The organism is Aquariibacter albus, from assembly GCF_014145335.1.
In the GTDB taxonomy this organism is placed as follows: Bacteria; Pseudomonadota; Gammaproteobacteria; order Burkholderiales; family Burkholderiaceae_C; genus Aquariibacter; species Aquariibacter albus.
Window position 1 is genome coordinate 44,024 of the sequence record NZ_JACIVI010000005.1, and the last position, 17,822, is coordinate 61,845.

A 17,822-nucleotide genomic window follows, 5' to 3' on the forward strand; every position below is an offset into this window, starting at 1 on the left:
AACATCAACCCAGTCTAGCAAAGCGTTCCGGGGCCAGCCCGATCCGGAACGCCCCATGAAAAAGGGCAGCCCGAAGGCTGCCCGATCGAGACCGGGATGCGCGCAGGCAGCCCGGCGGTCCCCACGAGGACTTACTGGCTGGCGGCCGACGCCGGCGCAGCCGGCACCTCAGCCGCCGAGGCAGCTGCGGGCGCGGACGCCGCATGGCTGTCGCCGTGGCTCTCGACGCCATGCTTCTCACCGCCCATGTCCACATCGGCACCGGACTTGACCAGCACGAACATCGCAACCGCAGCGAAGGCCACGAAGGCCACCAGAATCTTCCACATGAGAACACCTTTCGAAGGTTGAGAGAGAAACGCTTCCAGCACAACGGGCCGCATGCTGCGGCCCGCGGGGATGAGGGGCCGGGTCAGCCCCTCACGCTGGCAAAAAACCGCTCAGTCGTCCGCAAAGATGTCCACGTCCTTGGTCTCCTTGACGAACAGGAGGCCGACGACGAAGGTCACCGAGGCGATGATGATCGGGTACCACAGGCCGTAGTAGATGTTGCCGTTCTGGGCCACCATCGCGAAGGCGATCGTGGGCATCAGGCCACCGAACCAGCCGTTGCCGACGTGGTAGGGCAGGCTCATCGAGGTGTAGCGGATGCGGGTCGGGAACATCTCGACCAGGGCAGCGGCGATCGGGCCGTAGACCATGGTCACGTACAGCACCAGGATGAACAGGATACCGACGATCAGCGGCTTGTTGACCTTGGCCGGGTCGGCCTTGGCCGGATAGCCGGCTTCCTTCATGGTGGCGGCCAGGTCGGCCTTGAAGGCCTTGATCGCGGCCGCGCTGGCGTCATCGAACTTGTGGCCACCGGCGGTCAGGGTCGCGGTCGGCGGCAGAAGTTCCTTCTCGCCGATCTTGACCGAGGCGGCGGTGCCGGGCGCGGCTTCGACGATGTCGTAGCTGGCCGAGGCCTGCGCCAGGGCACGCTTGGCGATGTCGCAGCTGCTGGTGAAGTCCACTTCGCGGGCAATCGGGCTGCCCTGGAAGGAACAGGCCTTCGGATCCACCGTCACCACGATCTTGGCGCTGGCCTGGGCCGCGGCGAGATCCGGGTTGGCCGCCTTGGTCAGCGCGCCGAACAGCGGGAAGTAGGTCAGCGCGGCGAGCAGCAGGCCGGTCAGGATCACCGGCTTGCGGCCGACCTTGTCCGACAGGATGCCGAAGACCACGAAGAACGGCGTGCCGAGCAGCAGGGACAGGGCCACCAGGATGTTGGCGGTCGCCGGCTCGACCTTCAGCACGGTCTGCAGGAAGAACAGCGCGTAGAACTGACCCGAGTACCAGACCACGGCCTGGCCCGCGACCATGCCGACCAGGGCCAGGATCACGATCTTCAGGTTCTTCCACTGGCCGAAGGATTCGGTCAGCGGGGCCTTCGAGGTCTTGCCCTCTTCCTTCATCTTCTTGAAGGCGGGCGATTCGTTCATGGCCATCCGGATCCAGACCGAGATGGCCAGCAGCAGGATCGAGACCAGGAAGGGAACGCGCCAGCCCCAGTCGGCGAAGGCTTCCTCGCCGATGGCCGAGCGGGTGCCCAGGATCACCATCAGCGACAGGAACAGGCCCAGGGTCGCCGTGGTCTGGATCCAGGCGGTGTAGGCACCGCGCTGGCCGTGAGGCGCATGCTCGGCCACGTAGGTGGCGGCACCACCGTACTCACCGCCGAGGGCCAGGCCCTGCAGCATGCGCAGCACGATCAGGATGACCGGGGCGGCCACACCAATCGACGCGTAGTTGGGCAGCACGCCGACGATGAAGGTCGACAGGCCCATGATCAGGATGGTGACCAGGAAGGTGTACTTCCGGCCGATCAGGTCACCCAGGCGACCGAAGACCAGCGCACCGAAGGGGCGGACGATGAAGCCTGCCGCGAAGGCCAGCAGCGCGAAGATGAAGGCCGCGGACGGGTCCAGGCCGGAGAAGAACTGCTTCGCAATGATCGCCGCGAGCGAACCGTAGAGATAAAAGTCGTACCACTCGAACACCGTGCCGAGCGAGGAGGCAAAGATGACCTTCCTCTCCTCTGCCGTCATCGGACGCGGCGCGGCGCCCTTCGTTGCTGCCACCATGGCTTGTCTCCTGTGTAAACCACCCAGCGCCGCGGACTGCGACGTGTGGGGCCGGAGGATGGTGGGGGGCTCTGACCTCGCTCTGACGCGAATCCAACAGGAGCTGACAAAACCCGGCAGAAGACAGCAAAACCCCTGGGTTAACCCTCTGTTTCACGGGAGATCACGGGAAAACCCCCGAATCAACCGCCTCAAGCGCCCCCTGAACGGGGGGCGCATCGCGCCTCAGGCCGTGGGCCAGAGCTGATCGAAGTGGTCCAGCACGGCATCGGCTCCGGCCGCTTGGGCCGGCTCGCCGTGGTTGTAGCCGTGGGAAAGCAGAACGACCGGGCAGCCGGCGGCGCGGGCGGCGCGGACGTCGTTGCTGGAGTCGCCGACCATCAGGGCCTCCGCCGGCGCCACCCCCAGCGCCGCACAGCTCGCCTGCAGCGGCAGGGGATCGGGCTTCTTGCGCGGGTGGGTGTCACCGCCGCAGACCAGGGCAAAGGGCGCGCGCAGGCCGCAGTGCCGCAGCAGGGCCTCGGCGAACTCGGCCGGCTTGTTGGTCACGCAGGCCAGTTGCAGGCCGGCGGCCTGGGCGCGTCCCAGCGCGGCGGCCGCCCCGGGATAGATCCGCGCGCGGCGACCGTTCAGCCGCCGGTAGTGGCCCTGGTAGGCCGCCCAGGCCGGGGCCTCCAGGGCCGCGACGGCTTCGGCCGGGCCGGTCGCAGCCAAGACGCCGCGAATCAGGTGCTCGGAGCCCTGGCCGATCAGCGTCTCGACCGTGGCCGCCGGCACCGGCGCACGGCCGAGATCCGCCAGCATGGCGTCGAGCGCCGCCACGAAATCGCCGAGGGTGTCGACCAGGGTGCCGTCGAGATCGAAGAGGGCGGCCCGCAGGGGGCGGTCAAAGGGCGGAAGGGCGGGCATCAGGGCGGGGACGGGGGAGATGGGGGCGGACCGGGATCGGCCGCGGGAAGGGCAGGCCGCGCGGCGGCCTCGCGGGCGAGCAGCTGCCGCTTGCGCGCCAGCCCCCAGCGGTAGCCGGCCAGATCGCCATCCTGGCGCACGACGCGGTGGCAGGGGATGGCGACCGCCAGCGGGTTGGCGGCGCAGGCCGCTGCCACCGCGCGGGCCGCCCGCGGGAGGCCCAGGACCTGGGCCAGCGCGGTGTAGCTGATCGTCTGCCCCGGCGGGATGGCCTGCAGGGCGGCCCAGACCCGTTGCTGGAACAGGGTGCCGCGCAGGTCCAGCGGCAGCCCCAGGCCCTGGGCAGGTGCCTCGACCAGGCCGATGACGGCTGCCACATGCTCTTCGAAGTCCGGCTCGGCCCCGCGCAGCTCGGCCCGGGGAAAGCGGTCCTGCAGGCGCGTGAGCAGCACGGCGGGGTCGTCGTCGAGTTCGATCAGGCACAGGCCGCGCGCGGTGGCCGCCACCAGCACATGACCGAGGCTGCAGGGGCCGAGTGCGAAGCGGATGGTCTCGCCCGCCCCGCCGGCGCGCCAGCGGCGGGGCGCCATGCCGAGCCGGGCCGGGGCTTCGGCATAGAAGCGTCCGGCGCTGCCATAGCCCGCGGCATGCAGGGCCGCAGTCACCGTGGCCTCGCACGGAAGGGTGTCGGCAAGCCGCTGCGCGCGCCGCGCGCGGGCGTAGGCCGACGGGCTCAGCCCGGTCTGGGCGCGGAACACGCGCTGCAGGTGGAAGGGACTGCAGCCGGCCCGGGCGGCCAGTGCGGCCAGGCCGGGCGGCGGCTCGCCCTGTGCCAGCGCCTCGTCGATGGCGGCCAGGAGCGGGGCCAGCCGCTCGGCCAGCGGGGGCGACCGGGGACTCGGGGGATCGGGACGGTCGGACATGGGCCCACTGTGCCGGGCGGCGCCGCAGGCGTCGTCTCGCGGCTTGCGGTGGCGGGCCTCAGGCCAGGGCTTGGCGCATCGCGTCGATGACGGCGCGGTAGTCGGGCTGGCCGAAGATCGCGCTGCCGGCCACGAAGGTGTCGGCACCGGCCTCGGCGGCGGCGCGGATGTTGTCGACCTTGATGCCGCCGTCCACCTCCAGGCGGATCTCGCGGCCGCCCTGGCGCACGTGATCGTCGATCAGGCGGCGGATCTTCTCGAGCTTGCGCAGGCTGCTGGGGATGAAGCTCTGGCCGCCGAAGCCCGGGTTCACGCTCATCAGCAGGATCAGGTCGAGCTTGTCGCTGCCCTCGCCCAGCGTCCACTCCAGGACGTCGAGCGAGGCCGCCGGATTGAAGACCAGGCCGGCCTGGCAGCCCGCGGCCTTGATGACCTGCAGGCTGCGGTCCACATGGGTGCTGGCGTCGGGGTGGAAGCTGATCAGGTCGGCCCCGGCCGCCGCAAAGGCCTGGGCCAGGGCATCCACCGGCTGCACCATCAGGTGCACGTCGATGGGCACGCGGGCCCCGTCCCGGGTCACCGCATGCTTGCGCAGGGCCTGGCAAACCATCGGGCCGAAGGTGAGGTTCGGCACGTAATGGTTGTCCATCACGTCGAAGTGGATCCAGTCGGCCCCGGCGTCGATGACCGTGCGGGTTTCCTCGCCGAGCCGTGCGAAATCGGCGGACAGCAGGCTGGGGGCAATGCGGAAACGGGGAAGGCTCATGGGCGGGGACGCCTGCGGGCGGCTCGGGTGGGGTGAAGCAGCCGGGATTCTAGGGACGCTCCCTAGAATCGATGGATGACGTCCGCCCGCCTGGTCTGCTCGGTGCAGACCCGCTTCCTGCCCGAGCAATCGGACCCCGCGCAGTCGCGCTACGCCTATGCCTACACGGTGAGCATCGAGAACCGCGGCACGCTGGCCGCCCAGCTGATTGCACGGCACTGGCAGATCGAGGAAGGCGGCGAGCCGACCCAGGAGGTTCATGGCCTCGGGGTCGTCGGGCAGCAGCCCCTGCTCGGCCCCGGCGAATCGCACGAGTACACGAGCTGGGTGCAGATTGGCCACCCCCAGGGCCGCATGAAGGGCCGCTTCCTGTTCGTGTCGGTCGAGGCCGAGCCCTTCGAGGTGGAGGTGCCGGCTTTCGAGCTGGCCTTCGCCAACATGCTGCACTGAGCGGCATGCGCATGCCCTGGACCGCCTGGGCGGCACGCCAAGCGCGCCGCGCCGCCTGGGACCTGAGTGCGCTCCTGAACGCGGCCGACCCACGGGCCACGCAGGCCGAGCGTCACCTCTGGCTGGTGCGGCTGCTGGAATGGCTGAGGCACCGCAGCGCCACGCCGGCCGAGGACGGCACGGCCCCGGCCGAGGCCACCCCGACGCCCCTGCTGCGCCTGCGTCACCTGTTGAACGTGCTGGACCGCCACCCAGCCCACCGCGAACAGGTGCAGGCGCTGATCCAGGCCTGCTGGGCCGAGATCGACGGCCTGGGCCTGCTGGCCGATTTCGGCTTCGCTCGCCAGCGCAGCGTGCAGGGCGAACTCGGCGAGCGCCTGCAGCTGCGCCTGCTGCCTGGCACGCCGGACACGGCCGACCTGGCCGCGCTCTTTCCGCTGCTGTTCAGCGAGCCGGACGATGCGCACTGGGTCGAGGCCATGGACGACGCGCTGCTCGCGCGGGTCGAGCGCCTGCTCGGGGGAGCGCCCCTGGCGGGCGGCCCCCCACCCGCCAGCGCATGGCAAGGCATGGCGCTCGACGCCATCGTGATCCTCTCGCTGCAAGTGGCCGCCGCCGGCCTGCTGGGCCCGGTGCGCCAGCGCATGGATCCGCAGACCCTGGTCGACCGCCCCTTCGACGCCCTGCCCCGCAGCAGCGAGCGCCTGCGCGACGCCGTGCAGGCCGGCGACGCCCCAGCCGCGCTGCTGGAGGCCCAGTACCTGCGCGGCCTGCTGGACGCTGCCCGCCGCGCGGCCGGCAGCGTGCGTCAAGGCATCGAGGACCGCGGCATCTCGGTGGACCTGCTGTTCGAGATGGACCAGCTCGCCGCGCGCGCGCGGCGCATCGATGCGCTGCTGGCCACCGTGCTGGAACCCGCCGGCTCGGCCGGCCGGCGCCGCGCCTGGGCCCTGCTGCTGCACGGGCTGATCGAAGCGGCCGGCGAGCGGCGCAGCATCCGGGCGCTGTTCTCCCGGCAGTACTCGATGCTCGCCCGGCGCATCGCCGAGCGCAGCGCGGAAACCGGCGAGCACTACATCACCCGCGATCGCGCCGAATGGCTGGCCATGCTGCGCAAGGCCCTGGGCGGCGGCGCGGTGATCGCCGGCACCACCTTCGCGAAGTTCTGGATCGTCGCCCTGGGCCTCTCGGCCTTCTGGGGCGGCTTCTGGGCCGGCATGAACTACGCGATCAGCTTCGTCATCGTGCACCTCGCGCACTGGACGGTGGCCACCAAGCAGCCGGCCATGACCGCCCCGGCCCTGGCCGCCCGCATGGGCGAGCTCGGCAGGCCCGAGGGGGCGGAGCGCGTGGTCGACGAGGTCGCGCACCTGATCCGCTCGCAAGTGGCCGGCATCGTCGGCAACCTGGTCATGGTCGCGCCCCTGGTGCTGGCCGTGCAGCTGCTGGGCAGCTGGCTGGGCGGCCACCCCCTGGTGCCCGAGCACGAAGCGCAGTACGTGCTGAAGAGCCTGACCCTGCTCGGCCCCACCCTGGCCTATGCCGCCTTCACCGGCGTGCTGCTGTTCGCCTCCAGCCTGGTCGCCGGCTGGGCCGAGAACTGGTTCGTGCTGCACCGGCTCGACAGCGCCATCCGCTGGCACCCGCGCGCCCTGCGCTGGCTGGGTGCGGGCCGCGCCAGCCGCTGGGCCGCCTGGTGGCGGGCCAACATCTCGGGCCTGGCGGCCAATGTCTCGCTGGGCCTGATGCTGGGCCTGGTGCCGGCGCTGGCGCTGTTCTTCGGCCTGCCCCTCGAGGTGCGGCATGTGACGCTGTCGACCGGGCAGATCGCCGCCGCCCTGGGCAGCTTCGGCAGTGCCGCGCTGCAGCAGCCGGCCTTCTGGTGGTGCGTGGCCGCCATCCCGCTGACCGGCCTGCTGAATGTCGGGGTCAGCTTCGCCCTGGCCTTCCGGGTGGCGCTGCGTTCACGGGGCCTGCGCGTGCGCGAGCGCGCCTCGCTGTGGGCCGCACTGCGCGCGCGGCTGCGGCGGGCACCGATGAGCTTCCTGTGGCCGCCGCGCGAGAGCCCATCGGCCGGGCCCTGAGCCCCGGACCGCCGCCTGGACTCAGGCCGGCGGCGGCGCCGGCGGATCCTCGTCGGGGCCGGATCGTTCCCCGCCGCGCCGACCGGAGAACATCGTCCACCAGACGATCAGCACCAGCACCAGCAGCGCACCCAGCGCTTCGAGCAGCAAGAGCCCCATGAACCATTCACCTCCAGTCGTTGATGCGCCGCGGCCGGAACCGTTCGCGGCGCCGCGCAGTGTCGCCGGGGCCTGCCGCGCCCGCTGGGCCAGTGGCCTGCTCGCCCTGCTGCTGGCCGCCTGCGCGGCGGTGCCGCTGGAAGGCGATCTGCCGCCCCCCCCGCCACCAGCGCGCGAGCCGCCGCCCCCGCCGCCACCCCTGCCCGCGCCCCCGCCCCCGGCGCCACCCCACGGCGGGCCGGAGCAGATCGACCGCGAGCGCTCCACCTGGCGCGCGGCGAGCTGGGATGCGCTGCCGGGCTGGTCCCAGGACCGGCTGCACGAAGCCTGGCCCGCCCTGCTGGCAAGCTGCGAACGTCCGGCACGCGGCTGGGCCCTGGCCTGCCGCAGCGCACTGGCCGAGCCCCCCGTGCGCGGTCCGGCCGACGAAGCCCGGGTCCGGGCCTGGCTGCAGGGCTGGCTGCAGCCCTACCGGGTCGAGGCGCGGGGCGTGCCCACGGGCAGCGATCCCGGCCTCGGCCTCATCACGGGCTACTTCGAACCCTTGCTGCTCGGCCAGCGCAAGCCCAGCGCCACCCACACCGTGGCCCTGCACCAGCCGCCGGCCGGCCTGGGCCAGCGCAAGCCCTGGTACAGCCGCAGCGAGATCGCCCGCGTGCCGGCGGCCCGCGCAGCACTGGCCGGCCGCGAGATCGCGTGGCTTGCCGACCCGATGGACCTGCTGCTCGTCCAGATCCAGGGCTCCGGCCGCATCCAGCTGCTCGATCAGCTCGACCCGACGACCGGCCGGCCCCTGACCGTGCGCCTGGCCTACGCCGGCCACAACGACCACCCTTACGGCTCGATCGGCAAGTGGCTGGTCGAACGCGGGGCCTTCACGATGGAGCAGGCATCCTGGCCCGCGATCCGGGCCTGGGCCCGGGCCCATCCGCAGCGGATCCCGGAGCTGCTGGCCGCCAATCCCAGGGTGGTCTTCTTTCGCGAGGAGGCGCTGGCCGATCCCGAGCGCGGCCCGCTTGGGGCCCAGGGGGTGGCCTTGACCCCGGGGCGCTCGATCGCGGTTGACAAGGGCTCGGTGCCCTACGGCACACCGGTCTGGATCGCGACGACCGAACCGCAGGCTTGGCAGCCTGTGCCTCCCCCGCCGCGGCCGTTGGAGCGGCTGGTGGTGGCCCAGGACACTGGCAGCGCCATCGTCGGCGCGGTGCGGGCGGACTATTTCTGGGGCTGGGGCCCCGGCATCGAGGAGCAGGCCGGCCGCATGAAGCAGGCGCTGCGGATGTGGGCCCTGTGGCCGCGGGACCTGCCGCTGCCGCCCTGAGCCCGGCAGAAAGCTGAGGACGGGGACCCTCCCGGGCCCCCACGCCCGTCGCTCAGCGACGGGCGGTGGCGCTGCGACGCACCAGATGCAGGCCCATCACGGCCAGGCTCAGCACCAGCAGCGTCCCGGCATTCAGCTCGAGGGGCGCCTCGGCGGCCTCGACCGACTCGGCCGGTGCATTGAGCGCCGGACGGGCGATCGCTGCCTCGGAGCGGGGCGCACGCGCCGCAGCGGGCGCACCGACCTCGGCCGCTCCTGCGGCGAAGGGCAGACCGAGCAGCATCAGCGACAGCAAAGGAGCGGCAAGGCGGGGCATGGTGTGGGTCTCAGGTCATGCGAGAGGGCTTGTCTGCAATCACCCCATCCGGATGGGCTGGGGCAATCGCTTAAGGACTTACCCTTGATTGTGAGGGCTCATCCCTCCCCGCCCACCCGAAGCGACACCCCCTTTCGAGGGGAACCCCCTGTCCCGGTGTCGTGGGCGACCGACCGGTTGCCCCCCGCGCCCGGACCTCGCTTCAGATCGGCAGCTCGGTGAAATACCGGCCGCCGTGGAAGATCAGGGGCGTCGCCCCGGCCTGAACCGCACAGCGTTCGACCTCCCCCACGAAGATGACGTGGTCCCCCTCGCGGTACTGACTGCGGTTGAAGCACTCGAAGGTGGCGACGGCGCCCTCGATGAGGGGCACGCCGGCCGGGCTGTCGCGGTGGGGCACCCCATCGAATCGCTCGCGCAGGCCGCGGCTCGCGAAACGGTCGGCCAGATCCCGCTGCCCGGCAGCCAGGATGTGGATGGCGTAGTGCGACCCCGTGGCGAAGGCGGCCATCGAGCTGGCCTTGAGGGACAGGCTCCACAGCACCAGCGGCGGATCGAGCGACACCGAGTTGAAGGAGTTCGCGGTCAGTCCGATCGGCGAGCCGTCGGCGCTTCGGGCGGTCACGATGGTCACCCCGGTGGCGAAGCGGCCCAGCGCCTGCCGGAACTCGCGCGTGTCAAAACTGGGCGCCTGCGCGCGGCGTGGAGAAGTCATCCGGGGATTGTCGGCGGGCCCGCGCACCCCCGTGCCTTATGCGTTTTTGGATGGAGCTAAGGCGCAGATATTGGTTCGCGTTCGGACATGCGGCCTCAAGAATGCTCGGCCGGGGAGCTCTTGCTCCCGAGCCCTGCACTGCCGATGAACTTCCAACAACTGCGGGCCGTCCGCGAGACCGCCCGCTCGGGCTACAACCTGACCGAGGTCGCCCAGCTGCTGCACCTGTCGCAGCCCGGCATCAGCCGTCAGATCAGAGACCTGGAAGATGAGCTGGGCTTCGAGATCTTCGTGCGTGCCGGCAAGCGCCTGACCAAACTGACGCCGCCCGGCGAAGCCCTGCTGCCGGTGGTCGAGCGCCTGCTGCTCGAAGCCGAGAACCTGAAGCGGGTGGCCGAGGACTTCACGGCCGTGACCTCCGGCCGCCTGTCCATCGCCGCCACCCACTCGCAGGCCCGCTACGCCCTGCCGACGGTCGTGCGCGACTTCCGCAACCTCTACCCGCAGGTCACCCTGAACCTGCACCAGGGGTCTCCGAAACAGGTGGCGGAGATGCTGCTTTCGGGCGAGGCCGATGTCGGCGTCGCGACGGAGGCCCTGGCCCAGTACGACCAGCTCGTCGCCCTGCCCTGCTACCGCTGGACGCACAGCCTGATCGTGCCGCCCGACCATCCCCTGCTGGCCGGTGACGAGCCGGTCACGCTGCAGCGTCTGGCACGCTTTCCGATCATCACCTACGAGCCGGGCTACACCGGCCGAGCCCACATCGACGACGCCTTCCGCACCGCCGGCATGCAGCCCGACATCGTGCTGACCGCGATGGACGCCGACGTGATCAAGACCTACGTCGAACTGGGTCTGGGGGTCGGCATCGTCGCCTCCATCGCCTTTGACGAGGACCGCGACCGCACGCTGCGCGCAATCGATGCGCGCCACCTCTTCGAGGTCAACCTGACCCGCCTGGCCGTGCGTCGCGGCAGCTGGCTGCGTGGCTTCGTCTACGACTTCATCGAATCGTTCGCGCCCACGCTGACCCGAAGCCTGGTCGAACGCGCACTCGCCGGGGAAGTCATCGAGACCTGAGGCAGGGCCTCGCGCAAGCACGGAAACCTGGGGCGAAGCACGGCCCCACGGTCGCGATGGCAGACGGCGGAACACCCCGGCCCGGCCGGCGCTGATCGGGCGATCCATCGGCGGCCTCGGCCCGCAGACTCGGAGGCAGCGATCCCCGACCGCTGCGCGCGATCGGGCCCAGGGGCCGCCCCGCGGCGGCCCGCAACGTCGTGAGGCGCCGATGCACGCGAGCTTTGAATCGATCCACAACATCCACGAGACGGCCGTCATCGAGGCCGTCCAGGCATTGCGCAGCGAGTACCCCGCCGTCGAGGCCGAACTGCTGCCCGACGTGGCCTGCGTGGCCCTGAACCGGCTGCCGCCGCGCTACATCCGCCACAGCGTGGACCTGGCCTTCTACCAGGCCGAGCGCGAACGCGAGGAGCTCGCCGCGCTGCAGGCCCAGACCGTGCGCCAGGCTTTCGAGTTCGTGCAGGCTCGCCGCGCGATGCGGGCCCGCTGCTGAGCCGCTCGGGACATGCTCACGTGAGCCGGCCGGGCGGCTGCCCGCCTGGCAACTCAGCCGGCCACGGCCGCGGCGAAGCGCGTGATGCGCCGCGGCCGCAGATGCACCTCCGAGCCCGGGGCCAGGCCCAGGCTGTCACGCAGGGTCTGGTATTCGCTGCGCGGCAGCTCGACGTCGACATAGCCGGCCTCGTCCCGGCGCCGGAACTCCAGCCGGGTGTTCGGGCCGACCGTCAGCACCTGGCCGAGCACAACCGGCAGGCTGCCCTCCTCCGGCTGGGCCAGGATCTGCAGCTCGTGCGGACGCACGTAGCTGACTTCGCCGGCCGGCGCGCCGGGCCCGTGGCCGAGGCGGCCATGGAAGAGGTTCACGTCGCCCAGGAAGTTCAGCACGAAGGGCGAAGCCGGATGGTCGTAGACCTGGTCCGGGGTGCCCTCCTGCTCGATGCGGCCCTCGTTCATCACGACCACGCGGTCGGCCACTTCCATGGCCTCCTCCTGATCGTGGGTGACGAAGACGCTGGTGACATGCACTTCGTCGTGCAGGCGGCGCAGCCAGCGGCGCAGTTCCTTGCGCACCTTCGCGTCGAGGGCACCGAAGGGCTCGTCGAGCAGCAGCACCTTGGGTTCGACGGCCAGGGCACGGGCCAGCGCGATGCGCTGGCGCTGGCCGCCGGAGAGCTGGTGCGGGTAGCGGTCGGCGATCCAGTCAAGCTGCACCAGCTTCAGCAGCTCCGTCACCTTCTTGCGGATGGCCGCCTCGCTGGGCCGGGTGGCCTTGGGCCGCACGCGCAGGCCGAAAGCCACGTTCTCGAAGATGCTCATGTGGCCGAACAGCGCATAGTGCTGGAACACGAAGCCGACCTGCCGTTCGCGCACGTCGGTGTGCGTCGTGTCCTGGCCATGGAAGCGCACGCTGCCCGCGTCCGGCACCTCCAGGCCCGCGATGATGCGCAGCAGCGTGGTCTTGCCCGAGCCCGAGGGGCCGAGCAAGGCGACCAGCTCGCCGGAAGGGATGTCCAGGTTCAGGTCGTCGCAGACGACGGTCTTGCCAAAGGCCTTGCGCAACTGGCGGATCTCGATGCTCATCTCAGACTCCGTGAACGCCGGGCACACGGGCCGGGCGGGGGGATGCGGGGGTCGATGCCGGGGACGGTGCCGCCGCGAGGGGCTCCGGGGCCAGCGCGCCGGTGCCGCGCACCTCGGCCTTCACCCGCTGCTCGACCACGTACTTCAGCACCAGCGTGACCAGGGCCAGGCCGGCCAGCAGCGAAGCCACCGCGAAAGCGGCCGCGAACTGGTATTCGTTGTAGAGGATCTCGATGTGCAGCGGCATGGTGTTGGTCTCGCCGCGGATGTGCCCCGAGACCACGCTGACGGCACCGAACTCGCCCATCGCCCGGGCGTTGCACAGGATCACGCCGTAGAGCAGCGCCCACTTCACATTGGGCAGCGTCACGCGCCAGAAGATCTGCCAGCCGTTGGCTCCCAGCACGCGGGCGGCCTCCTCCTGCTCGATGCCCTGGGCCTGCATCAGCGGGATCAGCTCGCGGGCGATGAAGGGAAAGGTCACGAAGGTGGTGGCCAGCACGATGCCGGGGAGGGCAAAGATGACCTTCAGGTCATGGTCGCGCAGCCACTCGCCGAACCAGCCCTGCAGGCCGAAGATCAGCACATAGATCAGGCCGGAGATCACCGGACTCACGCTGAAGGGCAGGTCGATCAGGGTCAGCAGCAGGTTCTTGCCGCGGAAATCGAACTTGGCGATGCACCAGGCCGCCGCCACGCCGAAGACCAGGTTCAGCGGCACGCTGATCGCCGCGGCAATCAAGGTGAGCCGGATGGCCGACAGGGCGTCGGGCTCGGTGACCGCCGCCAGATAGACCTCGACGCCTTTCTTGAAGGCCTCGAAGAAGACGATGGCCAGCGGAACGAAGAGGAAGAAGGTGAGGAAGGCCAGGGCCGCGCCGATCAGGAGCCGACGCACCCAGGGGGGCTCGTGGGTGCTCTCCCGGAAGGGGGATGGGGTCAGGGTGGGGGCCGTCATGATGAGGGTGGGAAAGGTGGCCCTCCAGCGGGCAGCGCGGGTCCGGCTCGGCCGGGCTGCAGACGTCGTCCGCTGGAGAGGAAGCGGCCGGAGCCGCTCCGGGAGGGGCCGTCAGCGACCCTGGCGGGCGCGGGTCCAGGCCTGCAGGCCGTTGATGGCCAGCAGCAGCGTGAAGGCGGTGACCAGCATCACCACCGCGATGGCCGTGGCGCCGGCGTAGTCGTACTGCTCCAGCTTGGTGATGATCAGCAGGGGCGTGATCTCGCTGACCATCGGCATGTTGCCGGCGATGAAGATCACGCTGCCGTACTCCCCCAGGGCGCGGGCGAAGGCCAGCGCGAAGCCGGTGAGGAGGGCCGGCGACAGGATGGGGAAGATCACGTGGCGGAAGGTCTGCCAGCGGCTCGCACCCAGCGTGGCGGCCGCCTCCTCCAGCTCGCGGCTCAGGTCCTCCAGCACCGGCTGCAGTGTGCGCACGACGAAGGGCAGGCCGATGAAGGTCAGGGCCACGAACACCCCCAGCGGCGTGAAGCTGACCTTGAAAGGCAGCCACTGGCCGATCCAGCCGTTCTCGGCATACAGCGCCGTCAGCGCGATGCCGGCCACCGCGGTCGGCAGCGCGAAGGGCAGGTCCACCAGCGCATCGACGATGCGCTTGAGCGGGAACTCGTAGCGCACCAGCACCCAGGCCACGATCAGGCCGAAGAAGGCATTGAGCAGCGCCCCCGCCAGCGAAGCGCCGAAGGTCAGCTTGTAGGACGCCACCACCCGCGGCGAGCTGACCGTGTCCCAGAAGGCCGGCCAGGTCATGGTCGCGGTCTTCAGGAAGGCCGCGCTCAGCGGAATCAGCACGATGAAGCTCAGGTAGAGCACGGTGAAGCCCAGCGCCAGGTCGAAGCCCGGCAGCACGGTGTGACGCTTGAGCAGGGTGCGCGAGAAGATCATCCGGGACTCACTTCTGCTTGGCGCGCAGGATCACCTGGTCGTACAGGCCCCCGTCGTCGAAGTGGTCCTTCTGCGCCTTCTTCCAGCCGCCGAAGACCTCGTCGATCGTGAAGGTGCCCACCTTGGGGAAGGCCTTGGCGTACGCGGCCAGCACCTTCGGATCGCGCGGGCGCAGCGCATGCTTCGCGGCGATCGTCTGGCCCTCGGGCGACCACAGATGGCGCAGATAGGCCTCGGCCTGCTTGCGGGTGCCACGCTTGTCGACGACCTTGTCCACCACCGACACCGGGTTCTCGGCCAGCACGGTCCACCGCGGGTAGATCACGTCGAAGTCGTCGCCAAACTCGCGCTGGATCAGCGGCACTTCGCTCTCGAAGGTCACCAGCGCATCGCCGATCTTGCGCTGCGCGAAGGTCGTCGTCGCACCCCGTCCGCCGCCGTCGAGCACCGGCACATTGCGGAAGATGCGCTCGGCCAGGGCCTGCGCCGCCGCCGGCGACACGCCGTTCTTCAGCGCCGCACCCCAGGCGGCCAGGTAGGTGTAGCGGCCGTTGCCCGAGGTCTTGGGATTCGGAATGATCACCGAGACCCCGCTGCGGCCCAGGTCCGTCCAGTCCAGGATCTTCAGCGGATTGCCCTTGCGCACCAGGATCACCGAGACCGAGGTCGTCGGCGCACTGTTGTTCGGCAGGCGCTTGGCCCAGTCCGCCGGGATCAGGCCACCGCGGTCGTGCAGGATGTCGATGTCATTGGCCTGGTTCATCGTGATGACATCGGCCTCCAGGCCCTCGGCCACGCTGCGCGCCTGCTTGCTGCTGCCACCGTGCGACTGCTTGAGCGTCAGCACCTCGCCGCTCGTCTTCTGCCAGTGGGCGGCGAAGGCGGCGTTGTAGTCCTTGTAGAACTCGCGCGAGACGTCGTAGCTGACGTTGAGCAGGGAGACCTCCTCGGCAGCCTGGGCGGCGCCCGCCAGTGCGGCCACCACGCCGAGACTCAGTTGCAGCAGCGCACGACGCGGCCGGGACACGGGATGAAGTGACATGAGGAAAGGTCCGATGGAGGCGCAGAAACAGAACGGCCACGCATGCTAGGCAGCGTGGCCGTTCGGGACTACGAAGCAAAACGCGCTTGCTTATGCGCATACCGCATCAAAGATGCCCAGGGTCAGAAAATCCTCCTCAGTTGCAGCAGCGACTGCGTACGGGTCGCCTCGCCAGCGAGGCTGCGCCGGGCTTCCAGGTCCACCGTCCACTGCGGCCCGAGCTGGACGGACTGCAGCCAGCGCAGCACCGTGGTCGAGGGGGTGGCACCCGACAGTCCCTGGTGATGGGTCAGCGTGAGCAAGGTCTTGGTCCGGAACGCCCCCCGAATCACCATGCCCAGCTCCTGCTGGGGCCGGACCGTGACCCCGCCCCGCGCCAGCAGGTCGAGGCCCAGCAGGCCGTAGACATCCAGATCCCGATGCAGGCGCGCGCTCAGGCCGATGGCGCCGCCCAGCACGCCATGCAGCCGGGGCCGGGCGACGGCGGGATCCTCGTCGTCGAGCGCCATGTGGAAGCGGCCGGACAAGCCGCCGACCAGCGGGTCCCAAGGCAGCAGGGACTCCATCGCATACAGGCCCAGCCGTCGCAGCCGGGGCCCGCCCCGGCGGCCCAGAGGCTGCCTCAGGCCAAACTCCAGCAGGGCCAGGCTGGTCTCCACGGCGGCAGCGGGCTGCCAGTCGACCCGGCGATGGGAGATCGGCAGCAGGTCGAGGCGCAGGTCCCAGCCCTGCGGCCCGCCTTCGAGGCCCAGGCCGTACTGGGTGTCGCCCGGCGAGACCCGTGGATCCTTGGCCGGGGCCAGGTCGATGCGGTAATCCGCGTAGCGCGACTGCAGGACCTCCTGGCGCTGGGCGGCACGCCCTGACCACGCCCCGCGCGCAGCGGGTCGCTGCAGTGCGAGGGCTTCGGCATAGGCCTGCTGCAGCTTGAGCCCGAGGAAGCTGGCAGCGTCTGGAACCGCGTCTGCTGCGGGCGGCATGTCGCCCAGGACCTCACGCCGCGCCCGGGCAAGGTCTGCCGCAGGCAGGGCGTCGACCAGCTCCCGAATGCGCCAGCTGGGCGGCGCAAGGGTCTCGACCTCGTCGATCAGGCCCAGCGCATCCGCATGCTTGAGCACGTCCTTGGGCGTGGTCCACGGATCGCGCCGCTTCAGGAGGTCGGGACGGCTCAGGGCCAGCACATGCTTGAGCAGCGTGGCGCAGTTGTAGCCCTGGAAGAAGTAGGTCAGGCGGGTCTGCCGAAGCTCGTGCAGGTGGAGCAGCAGCAGCTCTCGTTCGGCCGGGGACAGCCGCAGGCTGTAGATCCACAGGCTGCGCTGCTCGCGGACGAGGTATTGCTGTTCAGCCTCGACATAGGGTGAAAGGGTGAAGTAGCCCGGCTTGCCGGTGACCAGGCTCTCATAGAGCAGCCTGGGCAGATTGAGGTCGTCGGCGTCCGTGAAGAAGGAGACCGCATGGCTCACGGACGCGCCGGCCGCCGTCTGCCCCTCCAGCTTGAGAAAGAGGTGGCCCATGATGCTCGCGGGCTGCCTCACGTTCTCTGCGGCGAAGACCAGGGCGATTCGGGTGGCCGGCGCACGCGCGAGGAACTCCTGGAGCTCGGCACACCGGATTCGCGAGCCGCCAGCATCCTCGTCCGGCACCTGCAACCACCGGGCGCGGGCCGGAAAGCGGCAGCGGGCCGCAGGATCGGCGGCAAGAAGATCAAGCGTGGCGCGCAACTCGCGCAGCGGGGTCCAGCCGGGACCGGCGGCCAGCAAGAAGCCCGGGTCCTGGATCTGCGGTTGGCCCGCCTGCAAGTGCAGCAGGGCATGCCACATCGGATCGGCCGCCCGCTTCGCTTCCTCGAGCGGCACAGCCTGCCGGACCGGGTCGGCCCAGGGCAAGCCGGGCCATGCGCAGGCCTGCAGGCCGAGCAGCGACAAAAAAGCGGCCCGCAGGCCGCTCGTGGCATGGGTCACCGGCTCACTGGGCGCAGGAGACGATGACGTTGTCCGCGTACTTCCACATCTTCTCGGTGCCGTAGTCGGTGCTCGAACCGAACACGCCACCGCTGAGGATGTTGATGAAGAACTTGGGGTCGACCGTGCCTTCCACCGCGGTGACCTTCGCGCAGCCCTCGGTCTCTGCCGTCACGATGCGGCTGCCCTTGGCACGCTTGAAGGGCACGGGGCCCGGGCCCTTGAACGGCACGCCGTCAATCGTGCCCTGGATGTCGCGGCCGTTGGAGGCCGAGACATTCACGAGCTGGGTTTCGTCGTTGAGGATGGATGCGCACCCGGTGGCGCCAACCGCCGCGGCGATCAGTGCGAGGCGGCCAATGGTCTTGATCATGAGGTTCCCTGAGATTCGTCTTGTCGATACGACCCCTCAGGAACAAGACCCCGCGGACGCCTATCGCATCCCGGATGCCCGGCACGGCCCGCAAGCGTGCTGCGCCC

At 70.5% G+C, this 17,822-nt stretch carries 19 protein-coding genes; 5 read left to right on the top strand and 14 right to left on the bottom strand.

Annotated elements, in window-relative coordinates; translation table 11 throughout:
* Nucleotides 1–131: 131 nt before the first annotated feature.
* The 5 genes from H4F90_RS12570 to rpe form a co-directional block, all read right to left on the bottom strand.
* Nucleotides 132–329 (bottom strand): hypothetical protein, encoded by a 198-nt coding sequence (locus tag H4F90_RS12570; protein WP_182665124.1) that lies wholly within the window; start codon nt 327–329, stop codon nt 132–134.
* Nucleotides 330–440: 111 nt separating this feature from the next.
* The gene (locus H4F90_RS12575) at nt 441–2,126 is read right to left on the bottom strand and encodes an MFS transporter (RefSeq protein ID WP_220486161.1); all 1,686 of its coding nucleotides are present in this window, start codon (nt 2,124–2,126) and stop codon (nt 441–443) included.
* Between the two features lie 225 nt (nt 2,127–2,351).
* Nucleotides 2,352–3,035 carry a phosphoglycolate phosphatase gene (gph, locus tag H4F90_RS12580; RefSeq protein WP_182665126.1) on the bottom strand — a complete coding sequence of 228 codons (684 nt, stop codon included), beginning with the start codon at nt 3,033–3,035 and terminating at the stop codon, nt 2,352–2,354.
* Nucleotides 3,035–3,958 carry a methylated-DNA--[protein]-cysteine S-methyltransferase gene (locus H4F90_RS12585; protein WP_182665128.1) on the bottom strand — a complete coding sequence of 308 codons (924 nt, stop codon included), beginning with the start codon at nt 3,956–3,958 and terminating at the stop codon, nt 3,035–3,037. Before H4F90_RS12585 ends, gph begins: the two co-directional genes overlap by 1 nt.
* 58 nt (nt 3,959–4,016) lie before the next feature.
* Nucleotides 4,017–4,724, bottom strand: a complete 708-nt coding sequence (gene rpe / locus H4F90_RS12590; RefSeq protein ID WP_182665130.1) for a ribulose-phosphate 3-epimerase — start codon at nt 4,722–4,724, stop codon at nt 4,017–4,019.
* 75 nt (nt 4,725–4,799) lie between these two features.
* Here rpe and apaG point away from each other — a divergent pair, with 75 nt between their 5' ends.
* Together apaG and H4F90_RS12600 are read left to right on the top strand one after the other, a co-directional pair.
* Entirely contained in the window at nt 4,800–5,174 is a 375-nt protein-coding gene (gene apaG, locus H4F90_RS12595; RefSeq protein ID WP_182665132.1) for a Co2+/Mg2+ efflux protein ApaG, read from the top strand.
* An 11-nt stretch (nt 5,175–5,185) separates the two neighbouring features.
* Nucleotides 5,186–7,258, top strand: a complete 2,073-nt coding sequence (locus H4F90_RS12600; RefSeq protein WP_182665133.1) for a site-specific recombinase — start codon at nt 5,186–5,188, stop codon at nt 7,256–7,258.
* Between the two features lie 21 nt (nt 7,259–7,279).
* On the opposite strand, the gene H4F90_RS12605 is transcribed toward H4F90_RS12600, so the two are convergent.
* Nucleotides 7,280–7,417, bottom strand: a complete 138-nt coding sequence (locus H4F90_RS12605) for a hypothetical protein (RefSeq protein ID WP_182665135.1) — start codon at nt 7,415–7,417, stop codon at nt 7,280–7,282.
* On the opposite strand from H4F90_RS12605, the gene mltA reads away from it, so the two are divergent.
* The gene (gene mltA / locus H4F90_RS12610) at nt 7,416–8,738 is read left to right on the top strand and encodes a murein transglycosylase A (protein WP_220486162.1); all 1,323 of its coding nucleotides are present in this window, start codon (nt 7,416–7,418) and stop codon (nt 8,736–8,738) included. The genes H4F90_RS12605 and mltA overlap by 2 nt on opposite strands.
* Nucleotides 8,739–8,790: 52 nt before the next feature.
* Here the strand turns inward: mltA and H4F90_RS12615 are convergent, their stop codons facing one another.
* Nucleotides 8,791–9,054: a hypothetical protein gene (locus H4F90_RS12615; RefSeq protein WP_182665136.1), complete on the bottom strand. Its 264-nt coding sequence runs from the start codon at nt 9,052–9,054 to the stop codon at nt 8,791–8,793.
* Between the two features lie 202 nt (nt 9,055–9,256).
* The gene (locus H4F90_RS12620) at nt 9,257–9,769 is read right to left on the bottom strand and encodes a flavin reductase family protein (protein ID WP_182665138.1); all 513 of its coding nucleotides are present in this window, start codon (nt 9,767–9,769) and stop codon (nt 9,257–9,259) included.
* Nucleotides 9,770–9,913: 144 nt separating this feature from the next.
* Here H4F90_RS12620 and H4F90_RS12625 point away from each other — a divergent pair, with 144 nt between their 5' ends.
* Both H4F90_RS12625 and H4F90_RS12630 read left to right on the top strand, forming a co-directional pair.
* On the top strand, nt 9,914–10,852 hold the full coding sequence (locus H4F90_RS12625; RefSeq protein WP_182665140.1) for a CysB family HTH-type transcriptional regulator: 939 nt from the start codon (nt 9,914–9,916) through the stop codon (nt 10,850–10,852).
* 211 nt (nt 10,853–11,063) lie between these two features.
* Complete coding sequence (locus tag H4F90_RS12630) at nt 11,064–11,348, top strand: late competence development ComFB family protein (protein WP_182665142.1); 285 nt, start codon at nt 11,064–11,066, stop codon at nt 11,346–11,348.
* Between the two features lie 53 nt (nt 11,349–11,401).
* Here the strand turns inward: H4F90_RS12630 and H4F90_RS12635 are convergent, their stop codons facing one another.
* From H4F90_RS12635 to H4F90_RS12660, 6 genes are all read right to left on the bottom strand, one after another.
* Nucleotides 11,402–12,436 (bottom strand): sulfate/molybdate ABC transporter ATP-binding protein, encoded by a 1,035-nt coding sequence (locus tag H4F90_RS12635; protein ID WP_182665144.1) that lies wholly within the window; start codon nt 12,434–12,436, stop codon nt 11,402–11,404.
* A gap of 1 nt (nt 12,437) precedes the next feature.
* Nucleotides 12,438–13,394, bottom strand: coding sequence for a sulfate ABC transporter permease subunit CysW (gene cysW / locus H4F90_RS12640; protein ID WP_182665147.1), 957 nt, complete (start codon nt 13,392–13,394; stop codon nt 12,438–12,440).
* Between the two features lie 111 nt (nt 13,395–13,505).
* On the bottom strand, nt 13,506–14,339 hold the full coding sequence (gene cysT / locus H4F90_RS12645; protein WP_182665149.1) for a sulfate ABC transporter permease subunit CysT: 834 nt from the start codon (nt 14,337–14,339) through the stop codon (nt 13,506–13,508).
* Between the two features lie 7 nt (nt 14,340–14,346).
* Nucleotides 14,347–15,381 carry a sulfate ABC transporter substrate-binding protein gene (locus tag H4F90_RS12650; protein ID WP_182665152.1) on the bottom strand — a complete coding sequence of 345 codons (1,035 nt, stop codon included), beginning with the start codon at nt 15,379–15,381 and terminating at the stop codon, nt 14,347–14,349.
* Nucleotides 15,382–15,503: 122 nt separating this feature from the next.
* On the bottom strand, nt 15,504–17,342 hold the full coding sequence (locus tag H4F90_RS12655; protein ID WP_182665154.1) for a lipoprotein N-acyltransferase Lnb domain-containing protein: 1,839 nt from the start codon (nt 17,340–17,342) through the stop codon (nt 15,504–15,506).
* 4 nt (nt 17,343–17,346) lie between these two features.
* Complete coding sequence (locus H4F90_RS12660) at nt 17,347–17,715, bottom strand: adenosine deaminase (protein WP_182665156.1); 369 nt, start codon at nt 17,713–17,715, stop codon at nt 17,347–17,349.
* Nucleotides 17,716–17,822: the final 107 nt, after the last annotated feature.